Annotated in this window: 9 protein-coding genes and 1 pseudogene; 6 read left to right on the top strand and 4 right to left on the bottom strand. The window is 68.5% G+C overall.

Translation table 11 applies throughout. The features are described from left to right. Positions 1-78: pseudogene (locus Q0938_RS13725) on the bottom strand (transposase); the annotation flags it as partial. A gap of 448 nt (positions 79-526) precedes the next feature. Further along, positions 527-928: a four-helix bundle copper-binding protein gene (locus Q0938_RS13720; protein ID WP_299363326.1), complete on the bottom strand. Its 402-nt coding sequence runs from the start codon at positions 926-928 to the stop codon at positions 527-529. 252 nt (positions 929-1,180) lie between these two features. Here Q0938_RS13720 and otsB point away from each other — a divergent pair, with 252 nt between their 5' ends. The 3 genes from otsB to otsA are packed head-to-tail and all read left to right on the top strand — an operon-like array spanning position 1,181 to position 5,120. Then, positions 1,181-1,891, top strand: coding sequence for a trehalose-phosphatase (otsB, locus tag Q0938_RS13715; protein ID WP_299363324.1), 711 nt, complete (start codon positions 1,181-1,183; stop codon positions 1,889-1,891). After that, a complete protein-coding gene (locus Q0938_RS13710; RefSeq protein WP_299363322.1) occupies positions 1,888-3,723 on the top strand; it encodes a glycoside hydrolase family 15 protein in 1,836 nt (611 codons plus the stop codon). The genes otsB and Q0938_RS13710 overlap by 4 nt, the downstream gene beginning before the upstream one ends. Next, entirely contained in the window at positions 3,720-5,120 is a 1,401-nt protein-coding gene (gene otsA / locus Q0938_RS13705) for an alpha,alpha-trehalose-phosphate synthase (UDP-forming) (protein ID WP_299363320.1), read from the top strand. Before Q0938_RS13710 ends, otsA begins: the two co-directional genes overlap by 4 nt. 162 nt (positions 5,121-5,282) lie before the next feature. Here otsA and Q0938_RS13700 read toward each other — a convergent pair whose 3' ends face one another. Both Q0938_RS13700 and Q0938_RS13695 read right to left on the bottom strand, forming a co-directional pair. Beyond that, positions 5,283-5,954 (bottom strand): spermidine synthase, encoded by a 672-nt coding sequence (locus tag Q0938_RS13700; protein WP_299363318.1) that lies wholly within the window; start codon positions 5,952-5,954, stop codon positions 5,283-5,285. A 90-nt stretch (positions 5,955-6,044) separates the two neighbouring features. Further along, a complete protein-coding gene (locus Q0938_RS13695) occupies positions 6,045-7,004 on the bottom strand; it encodes a glycosyltransferase family 8 protein (RefSeq protein ID WP_299363316.1) in 960 nt (319 codons plus the stop codon). Positions 7,005-7,308: 304 nt separating this feature from the next. On the opposite strand from Q0938_RS13695, the gene Q0938_RS13690 reads away from it, so the two are divergent. From Q0938_RS13690 to ftsA, 3 genes are read left to right on the top strand one after another with little or no spacing between them, the layout of a single operon-like run. Continuing rightward, positions 7,309-8,244, top strand: coding sequence for a D-alanine--D-alanine ligase (locus tag Q0938_RS13690; protein ID WP_299363313.1), 936 nt, complete (start codon positions 7,309-7,311; stop codon positions 8,242-8,244). Continuing rightward, a complete protein-coding gene (locus Q0938_RS13685; protein WP_299363311.1) occupies positions 8,232-9,278 on the top strand; it encodes a cell division protein FtsQ/DivIB in 1,047 nt (348 codons plus the stop codon). The genes Q0938_RS13690 and Q0938_RS13685 overlap by 13 nt, the downstream gene beginning before the upstream one ends. Before the next feature lie 35 nt (positions 9,279-9,313). Further along, positions 9,314-10,648 (top strand): cell division protein FtsA, encoded by a 1,335-nt coding sequence (ftsA, locus tag Q0938_RS13680; protein ID WP_299363309.1) that lies wholly within the window; start codon positions 9,314-9,316, stop codon positions 10,646-10,648. Positions 10,649-10,709: the final 61 nt, after the last annotated feature.

Genomic DNA, 10,709 nt, shown 5'->3' with positions numbered 1-10,709 from the left:
CGCGAGGGCGTTCCTGATCCAGTGAACGCGGCACCGCTGCCATGTCGCCTCGAACACGCGGGCGATGGCGGCCTTGACTGCGCGGGATCCGCAGCGCCACGCCGACGAGTCCGATGCCGAGCGTCAGGCGCGCGGCCTTCTCCATCAGCGTGGCGCGATCGCCCGTCGCTTCGGGATCGATGAGGTTGAAAACCTCGGGGCCGACGAGCACGCCGATGAACAGCGCCAGCAGGGTGGGAGGGAGCGGGCTGCGGGACAGCCACTTGGACCCGAGCCCGAGGGCCAGGGTGGCAACCCCGAGGATGGTGACAAGGACATTGAAGTCGTTCATCGAAAGCCTTGTCCAACAAGCTCTACGTTCAAGAGCCACCTGAACAGGCCAGGCGCCGGCTCCTCCAGGGCGGCCCGGTCCGCGGACTCGGGACGGCTATTACGGTCTTCGGGGTGGTGGGTGGCGGGTACTTGGTCGGGGCCCAGCGTTGGCGTGGGCTGGCGGAGCGCGCTCCGCCAGCCCCTCGATCGCGGTTCAGTGGACGTCCGCAAGGGCGGCCTGACAGGCATCGGCGCAGCGCTGGCAGGAATCGGCGCAGACGCGGCAGTGCTCGTGCTCGCTCGCATGCCGCTCGCACTCCCGCCCGCATTCCTGACAGGCCTTTTCGCAGGCCTGGATCGCAGCGCGGAGCACCTCGACATTCGATCCCGTGCGCCGCGAGGCCATCGCGCCGGTCGCGGCGCAGATGTCGGCACAGTCGAGGTTCAGCCGGATGCACTGCCGCAGCTGGTCGACCATCGGCTCGGCAAGGCACGCATCCGCGCAGGCGGTGCAGGTCTGAGCGCAGCTGTAGCATTCCTCGATGCACCGCAGCAGCTTGTCGGCCGTGCTTCCCTGGACATGCGGGTGGGTGCTGATCATCTCTCGAACTTGCACCTCTGTCTCCTTGCAGATGCCAGGCGTTCGCAGAACATCCCGCGGCGGAGCATGGTTCCGCGACGGACGGGGCGTGCTCTCGTCACAGGCGGAAAATGTCCGAGGACAGGTCAGGTCACCGCGGGTGCTAGGGCGACGACCTGATTGATCTCGCCTTGAAGATGACGGCGGCTGCACCCTAAGTTTGCAGCGATGAACCAGAATCCCTCTGCCTGCGAGAGGCCCCTTCATGCGAACGGGTTGCCCGAGAACGTGGACACGCTTGCGGTCTTCCTCGACATCGATGGAACGCTGCTCGACATCGCCGACACGCCGGACGGGATCGTCGTGCCCCCGGGGCTGGCCCAGGCACTTGCCCGGCTGACCGGCCGGCTCGGGGGTGCGCTGGCGCTCGTCACCGGGCGGTCGATCGCGACCGTTGACGGCCTGTTCCCCGGGGTTCCGGCGGTCGTCAACGGGCTGCACGGTTCGGAATGGCGCGACGCGACGGGACAGGTCTTCGGCGCCGAGATCACGGCCGCTTTCCTGGCGGCGAAACAGCTGTTGCGCGACAAGGCGCGGCAGTGGCCGGGCGTCATCTTCGAGGACAAGGGGGCGGCGATCGCGCTGCATTACAGGCTCGCCCCGGAAAGCGAGGCGCGGGTGCGGGAGTTGATGCAGGCACTCGCCACGACCGTAGGCCCCGACTGGAAGCTTCAGGAGGGAAAGGCGGTTGTGGAGTTGCGGCCACGCGGCCGGGACAAGGGGGATGCGTTGCTGCAGACGATGGGACACGAGGTCTTTGCGAACCGGCGACCGCTGGCGATCGGCGACGACGTGACAGACGAGGCGATGTTCGCGGCCGCGAACCGCCTGGGCGGTCTGTCGGTTCGCGTCGGCGGCGATCTGGACCAGAGCCATGCACAGTTCCGTGTCGACTCGCCCTCCGAGGTGCGTGCCTGGATCGAACGGGTGGCACGGTGAACGCACGTCTGGAAGCCTTGGGCTCGGAAGTCAGCACCGTTCCGCCCCACGTCCATTCGCTCGACCTCGGGGTGATCGGCAATGCCGCCGCCGCGGCCCTGGTCGACCGCGATGGCGCGATCGTCTGGCTGTGCGTGCCGCGGATGGACGGGGATCCCGTCTTCTGCCGCCTGCTGGGCGGGTCGCAGGACGAGGGCGGTGACTGGAGGATCACGGTCGAGGACTTCTCGTCCAGCGAGCAGCGCTATATCCGGAACACCGCGATCCTCGAGACGATCCTGACCGACGGATCGGGCAACCGGCTTCGCATCGTTGACTTCGCGCCGCGCTTCAAGGACGCGGGCCGGATGTTCCGTCCCCTCGGCATCGTGCGGATGATCGAGCCGCTGGAGGGCACGCCGCGCGTCCGCATCCATCTGCGGCCGCGCCACGGCTACGGCGCGCATGTTCCCGAGGTTACCCGCGGCACCAACCACATCCGCTATCTGGTAGGGGACCAGGTGCTGCGCCTGACCACCAACGCCCCCATCGACTATGTCGAGAACAACAAGGCGTTCCTGGTCGATCGGCCCTATGCCTTCGTGTTCGGGGCCGACGAGCGGCTGTCGCAGGCACCGCTGCAGATCGCGCGGACCTTCCTCGACCAGACGACCGATTACTGGCGGGAGTGGGTCCGTTATCTGTCGCTGCCGCTGGACTACCAGGACGTGGTGATCCGCGCGGCGATCACCCTCAAGCTCTGCGCGCATGAAGAGACCGGGGGCATCGTCGCAGCCCTGACCACCTCGATCCCCGAATACGGCGAAAGCGGACGGACCTGGGACTATCGGTTCTGCTGGCTGCGCGATTCCTTCTTCACCGTCTCTGCGCTGAACCTGCTGGGCGCGACCAAGACGATGGAAGATTATCTGGGCTATGTCTCGAACATCGCGGCCGGCTCACCCGATGGGTATCTGCAGCCGCTGTTCGGGCTTGGGCTGGAGCGGCAGGTGGACGAGGAATTCGTGCCGGCGCTGCCCGGCTATCGTGGCCTTGGCCCTGTGCGGCGCGGCAATGCCGCCTACACGCAGGTGCAGAACGACGGCTACGGCTCGGTGATCCTGTCGATCACGCAGTGCTTCTTCGACGAACGGCTGCCCGCGATGGGCGGCGAAGCCCTGTTCCACCGGCTGGAACGGCTGGGACAGCAGGCCGCGCAACGCTGGAACCAGCCGGACGCCGGCCTGTGGGAGTTCCGCACCCACGGCGCGGTCCACACCCATTCCGCCGTGATGTGCTGGGCGGCCTGCGACCGGCTGGCCAAGATTGCCGCCAAGCTCGCGCTGCCCGAGCGCGAGGCGCATTGGCGGGCCGAGGCCGACCGGATCCGGGACGGCGTCCTCGCGCTCGGCTGGAACGCGGAACTGAAGAGCTACGTGTCCAGCTTTGGCGGGTCGATCCTCGACGCCAGCCTGCTGCTGATGCCGCAGATCGGCATCATCCCCGCCCATGATCCGCGGTTCCTGTCCACGCTGGACGCCTGCGAGCGGCATCTGCGCTTCGGCAACCATCTTTACCGGTATCGCGCGCCGGACGATTTCGGCGCGCCGGAAACCGCCTTCACCGCGTGCACCTTCTGGCTGATCGATGCGCTGGTCCGGGTCGGACGTCGCGAGGATGCGCGCGAGATCTTTGACGAGATCCTGCGCACCCGAAATCACCTGGGGCTGCTGTCCGAAGGGGTGCATGTCGACACGGGCGAGCTGTGGGGGAACTTTCCCCAGACCTATTCGATGGTCGGGCTGATCTACGCCGCGATGCATCTCTCCCGCCGATGGGAGGACGTGTTGTGAGCCGGCTGATCGTCGTCTCGAACCGGGTTCCCGATCCGACCAGGGGGCCACCGGCCGGGGGGCTGGCCGTCGCCCTGAATTCGGCACTGAAGAAGGCGGGCGGCGTCTGGATCGGCTGGTCGGGCAAGTCCAGCGGCTCGGATGAGCCCGGTCCGCTGAAGTTCGTCGAGCGCGGCGAAATCACCTTCGGGTTGGCCGACCTGTCGCGTCGAGATCTGTCCGAGTACTACAAGGGCTTCGCCAACAGCGTGCTCTGGCCGCTCTGCCACTACCGGCTCGACCTGACGGAATACGCCCGCAAGGACATGGCAGGCTATTTTCGCGTCAACCGCTTCTTCGCGGAGCGGCTGCGCGGGTTGATCCAGCCCGGCGATCTTGTCTGGATCCACGACTATCACCTGATCCCGATGGCCTCGGAACTGCGCCGTCTGGGGATCCGGAACCGCATCGGGTTCTTCATGCACATCCCCTGGCCCTCGCCGGATGTGTTCTTCACCCTGCCGGTCCATGAAGCCATCATCAGCGGCCTGACTGCCTATGACGTGGTGGGATTCCAGACCGCGTACGACGTCGAGAACTTCGCGCTGGCGCTCAAGCGTGAGGGGATCGGTGGCGACCTGGGCGGCGGCTGGATGGCCGCCCATGGCAGGCGTTTTCGCGCCAGCGCCTTTCCCATCGGCATCGACGTGGGCGAGTTTGCCGTAATGGCCAGGGGCGCCGTGCGAAACCGGGCGGTCAAGCGGACTGCAGTCAGCTTCAGCGGCCGCGATCTGATCATCGGCGTGGACCGGCTCGATTACTCCAAGGGACTGACCCACCGCATGGACGGGTTCGAACAGTTCCTCGTCGCAAATCCCGCGTGGCGGGGTCGCACGACGCTGCTGCAGGTGTCGCCGAAATCGCGCAGCGACGTGCCGGGGTATACGACCATGCAGCGACAGGTGGCCGAGCACGCCGGCCGGGTGAACGGCGCAATGGGCACGCTCGACTGGACGCCGATCCGCTACATCAACCAATCGGTCGGCCGCAGTACTCTTGCAGGCCTGTACCGGATCGCCCGTGTCGGGCTGGTGACGCCCCTGCGCGACGGCATGAACCTGGTCGCCAAGGAATTCGTCGCCGCCCAGAACCCGGCCGACCCGGGCGTGCTTGTCCTGTCGCGTTTCGCCGGTGCCGCCCGCGAGCTCGACTCCGCGCTGCTGGTCAATCCCTATGACATCGAGGCGATCGGCAACGCCATCGCTCGCGCCTTGGCCATGCCGCTGGAGGAGCGGATCGAGCGGTTCACGGCGATGATGACCCGGCTCGAGCAGAACGACATCTCGAAATGGTGCGCGGACTTCCTTGCGGCGCTTGAGCCGGACCAGCATGACAGCCCCGAGCTGTTGACGGCGTGAGGGCGAGCGGGCGCGTCTGCGGCTTTGGATGGCCGAGAAACGGCCCGATCGCACTTTTTTATGAACCGGCGGGCTAGCGAAGGCGTGCACACCGGCGCCCGGCCGCAGCTGTCTTCACATTCGGTCGCGGCCAATCCTCGGAGAGGCTGATCATCAGCCGTCCTATCGAACAGCCGTCCAGATCGTGTGACGGGCCCCGCGCCTGGAACGTCCCGCACGTACCGCGTGGGTTCTTGCGTCGAACCCGGAGCCGGCCAGGCGTCTGCTGAATGCCTGGTCCGGTGCGGCGGACCAGACGGCCAGGACGCCCCCGGGCGCAAGGGCGCGATGCGCCGATCGAAGACCTGCCATGCCATAAAGCCCGTCATTGTCGGGACGGGTCAGGCCATCGGGCCCGTTGTCGACGTCCAGCAAGATCGCGTCGAATGCACCACTCGCCTGCTCGATCATCCGGCCCACATCGCCTGTCCTCACCTCCACCCGCGGGTCGCTGAGGCAATTGCCGAAAACGGCTGCCATGTGCTGCCCGGCCCATTGGACGAGTTCGGGCACGATCTCGCAGACGATCAGCCGCGCATCCGGCGGTGCGACGGACTGGGCCGCGCGCAGCGTGAAGCCCATGCCCAGTCCCCCGATCAGCACGCGCGGGGCCGGCCGGCCGCCGAGCCGGTCGAGGGCCAGGCTGGCGAGCGCCTCTTCCGAGCCGCTCAGCCGGCTGTTCATCAGCTCGTTGCCGCCATCAAGGCGGATCGAGAACTCGTCGCCTCGGCGCAGCAGCCTGAGCAGTCCGCCCTGCGGCGCGGTCGCCGTCGCCAGATGTATCCAGGGCAGCATGCAGGCGATCCCTCTTTAAGCTGGTGCCGGGCTAACGCATGTCGCGCGCGATGTCTCGGGCCGGTCCCCTGGTTCACGCCGGCGCCCGGGTCAGGCCAGCAGCGTCAGGTCGTCCGGGAACCTGTCCAGGTAGCGGGCCATCCGTCTTGCGGACAGCGCCTGGCGCAGCAGCATCCGCCGCATGTAACGACTGTCCGACGCGGGCCCGCGCCCGACCGGCACGGCGGCGCGCTCGGGGTAATGACGGGCGAGAAAGGCCGCGGCGGCGCGGGCGAAGCGCGGCGGAAAGCGGTTGCGCGGGTCCTTCCACGGTTTGTCCGCCCCGATGAAATGGACGATGTTGGCGCCCAGCATCGCCTCGGACATGCGGGCCGACCAGGAATACTGCCAGTTCCAGGTTGGCGAAAGCTCTGCCCAGCGACCCCGCAGGGCGCAGTTCAGCAGGGTTTGGTCATGGCCGATCAGCCGGTCCCTTTCCTTGCGGCCAAGCGCCACGGCCCGATCGAGCAACCCGGCGTCGCGGTAGGCCGCGACATCGATCAGAAGCACTCCGCTGTTGAAATAGGGTGCGGCCGGCCAGCCGAAGCGGCGGAACTGCTCGGGCCGCCGGCCGGGGCTGCGCCATTGCATCGTGTCGCGCACCGCCGCGACGGCGTGACCCTTCATGTCGAGGTCCAGCAAGCGGCTGAAATCCCCGCCCTGCACGAAGATGTCCGAGTCCAGGTAGGGCAATCGGTCGTAATCGGCCGCGAAGGCCTGCGGCAGGGCAAGGCGAAGATAGGCGCTTTCGGTCCGGCGCGCATCCAGCCGCAGCCCCCGGAATGCGCCTTGCGTCGCGATCCCGCAGGGGCGCAGGCCAAGGCCCGACAGACCGGGCGGGATGTCGGGGACCTGCTCGCCGCAGATGCAGATGTCGAAATCCCGCTGCGGATGCAGCCGCGCGATCTGGTCGGCGGCGAAAAGCGCGTAGGACAGGTAATGGTCGTCGCAGCAGAAGGCCACGGCCTTGCGCGCGGCGGCGGGGCGCGGGCTGGTCAGGGTGATGGTCAAGCGAGAGCCCTTCGGTAGCTCGGATCGTCCCGGAGCTAGCATGATCCGGCGCGGCGGGAAGACGCAATCCGCACACGGGCGCCAAGATGCTGGACGCGGTGTTCCGGCGCCACGGATTGCCACCGGAACGGCGCGGCCCGATCTGACAATGCCGGGGACAAATGTCGCGGAAGCGCGATTTGGTCTTTCCTGCTGGGCGGACCCGCACTAGCATTGCAGCTACAGCGTGTCGGAACGACGCGTCGCGGGGCAGCAGACCCCGGAACGGTCACCCGGGTCAACCGGGGACGAATGAGGCGAAAACGTGGCGGGCGAGTCGAGCAGGACGGCCCACACCGTAGCAGTTCTGATGGGCGGACCCTCGGTTGAGCGCGAGGTGTCGCTGTCGTCGGGGCGCGAGTGCGCGAACGCGCTGCGGGTGGCAGGCTACCAGGTGACCGAGGTCATCCTCGGACCGGATGAGGGTGCGACCCTGCCGGGCCGTCTGGCCGAGCTTTGCCCCGACGTCGTCTTCAATGCCCTGCACGGTCGCCGCGGCGAGGATGGCTGCGTCCAGGGGTTGCTGGAATGGCTGGGCCATCGCTATACCCATTCCGGCGTGCTGGCCTCGGCCCTGGCGATGGACAAGACCCGGGCCAAGCAGGCTTATCAAGCCGTCGGCCTGCCGGTCGTGCCCAGTGTCATTGCGGCCGCCGATGACGTGCGGGCAGGGCATGTCATGCCCCCGCCCTACGTGGTCAAGCCGAACGACGAAGGCTCGTCGGTCGGTGTCTATATCGTCCACGACATGGGCGACGGTCCGCCACAGCTCTCCGCAGACATGCCGGAGCGGGTCATGGTCGAGGCCTATGCGCCCGGGCGGGAACTGACCACCACGGTGCTGGGCGACCGCGCGCTGGGGGTGACCGAGATCATCACCGATGGCTGGTACGACTATGACGCGAAATACACGACCGGCGGCTCTCGCCACGTGATCCCCGCCGACATTCCTGCCGACATCACCGCGGCCTGCCTCGACTACGCGGTGCGGGCGCATCGGGCATTGGGGTGCGAGGGCGTCAGCCGCACCGATTTCCGCTGGGACGACACCCGCGGGCTGGCCGGACTGGTGCTGCTGGAAACCAACACGCAACCGGGCATGACGCCGACATCGCTGGCGCCGGAGCAGGCCGCCCATGCGGGCATGGATTTCCCGGCGCTGTGTCGCTGGATCGTGGAGGATGCGCTGTGCAGGAACTGACCCGCCCCGGCCGCTCGGCCGACTGGCGCGGCCGCCCGCCGCCGGCGCGCCCGGTCGGCGCGCGCCCGCAGCCCAGGGCCGGGACGGCGCGGCGCGACCCGGCGCCATCGCGTCTGGCCTATCGGTTGCACCGCATCTGGCTGACCCCGGTTTACCGCAGGGTGCTGCGCGTGGGCCTGCCGGGATTTGCCCTGGCGATGGTCGTCGGCCTGTATCTGGCCGATGAAAGCCGCCGTGCCGAGTTGAGCGGTGGCGTGACCGCGATGATCGAGAAGATCCAGACCCGCGACGAGTTCATGGTCCGCACCATGACGATCGAGGGGGCCTCGCCCGTCGTGGACAAGGGGCTGCGGGCGATGCTGCCGGTCACGCTGCCGGCGTCCAGCTTCGACATCGATCTGTCGGCGTTGCGCACGCAGGTGATGAAGCTTGACGCAGTCGAGAAGATCGAGCTGCGGATCCGGCCGGGCGGCATCCTGTCGGCGGTGGTGACCGAGCGCACACCCGCGCTGCTGTGGCGCCACGCCGGCGGCATCGAGCTGCTGGACGCCGGCGGCCATCGCGTCGCCTCGGCGACCGCCCGCGACGTGCGACCCGACCTGCCGATGATCGCGGGCGAAGGCGCCGCCGCGCACACGGTCGAGGCGCTGGCCCTGTTCGAAGCGGCCGGGCCCATCCTGCCGCGGCTGCGCGGCCTGCAGCGGATGGGAGAACGGCGGTGGGACGTGGTGCTGGACGACGGCCAGCGGATCATGTTGCCGGAACGACGTCCCGTGCAGGCGCTGGAAGAGGCCGTCGGGCTGCATCGCCGCCACGACCTGCTGTCGCGCGACGTGGCCGTCATCGACCTGCGCAACGGCGACCGACCGGCCCTGCGGCTGGGCCTGACAGCCCAGAACACCCTGCGCCGGGCCCGGGGCAAGCCCGAACTGGGGCCGGACGGCCGGGTCAGCGAGCCGGGCGACGACAAGACTGCCGGTGCCGCGGGGCAGGGCGGCAGCGGACAGACGACAAGGCCCGCAGAGACGGGCTGAGCAGAGCGGAAGCGGAACGGACAGGGGGCAGGCAGATGCGGGATCTCTACCAGGGTCAGCGGGCGATGCGGCAGATGCGCCGCGCCGCCATGGCACGCGGCGTCATCGCGGTGCTGGACATCGGGACATCCAAGATGTCGTGCATGGTGCTGCAGTTCGACGGCCCCGGACAGTTCCGGGAAGAGGATGGCGTCGGGCCCATGGCCGGGCAGTCGAATTTCCGGGTGATCGGTGCAGCGACGACCCAGTCGCGCGGCATGCGCTTCGGCGAGATCGGGACGATGGCCGAGACCGAACGGGCGGTGCGCACCGTCGTATCGGCCGCGCAGAAGCGCGCCGGCGTCCGCGTCGACCACGTGATCGCCTGCCTGTCCGGGGCGCGGCCCGCGTCCTACGGCCTGGCCGGCGAGATCCCCCTAGCCAGCGGGAAATGCGCCGAACATGACGTGGCGGCGGTCCTGGCCGCCTGCAACGTGCCGGATTTCGGCCGCGGTCGCGAGGTCCTGCACGCGCAGCCGGTGAACTTTGCCATCGACGGCCGGTCGGGGCTGGCCGACCCGCGCGACCATGTCGGCAACCGCCTGTCGGTCGACATGCACGCGCTGACCATCGACGGCGATGCGGCCGGCAACCTGGTCCACTGCATCCGCCGCTGCGACCTGGAACTGGCCGGGGTCGCGTCCGCCGCCTATGTCGCCGGACGGGCCGCGCTGGTCGAGGATGAACAGGAACTGGGCGGCGCCTGCATCGACATGGGCGGCGGGGTCACCGGCGTGTCGATCTTCGTCAAGAAACACATGATCTTTGCCGATGCGGTGCGGATGGGCGGCGAGCTTGTCACCCAGGACATCACCCGCGGGCTGCGGGTGCCGACCACGGTCGCCGAATGGCTCAAGACCCGGCATGGCGGCATCGAGGCGACCGGGCGCGACGACCGCGAGATGATCGAGGTGGGCGGCGAGACCGGCGACTGGGAACATGACCGCCGGACGGTCAGTCGCGCCGACCTGATCGGGATCATGCGCCCGCGGGTCGAGGAGATCCTCGACGAGGTGCGGGTGGTCCTGGACGCCGCGGGGTTCGAGCACATGCCGAGCCGGCAGATCGTCCTGACCGGGGGCGGCAGCCAGATCCCGGGGCTGGAGACGCTGGCGGCGCGCATCCTGGGGCAGAACGTCCGGATCGGCCGGCCGCTGCGGATCAACGGGCTGGCGCAGGAGATGACGACGCCGGGCCACGCCGCGACCGTGGGCCTGGCGCTGTTTGCCGCTCACCCGCAGGATGAGTGGTGGGATTTCGAGATGCCGCTGGAGAGTCATGGCGTCCGCAGCCTGCGTCGCGCGGTGCGGTGGTTCCGGGCGAACTGGTGACCCAACGGACAGCGGCAGTCGATGGAAATCCACCAGATGATGAAGCATGGGCAACATACCG

The organism is uncultured Paracoccus sp., from assembly GCF_947496875.1.
Lineage (GTDB): Bacteria > Pseudomonadota > Alphaproteobacteria > Rhodobacterales > Rhodobacteraceae > Paracoccus.
This window is presented reverse-complemented; position numbering and strand designations above follow the sequence as displayed.

What these genes read in the sequence shown, in the direction of transcription:
- Q0938_RS13700 (WP_299363318.1), bottom strand. Translation starts at nt 5,954, where the DNA reads ATGCTGCCCTGGATACATCTGGCGACGGCGACCGCGCCGCAGGGCGGA.
- ftsA (WP_299363309.1), top strand. Translation starts at nt 9,314, where the DNA reads ATGCGGGATCTCTACCAGGGTCAGCGGGCGATGCGGCAGATGCGCCGC.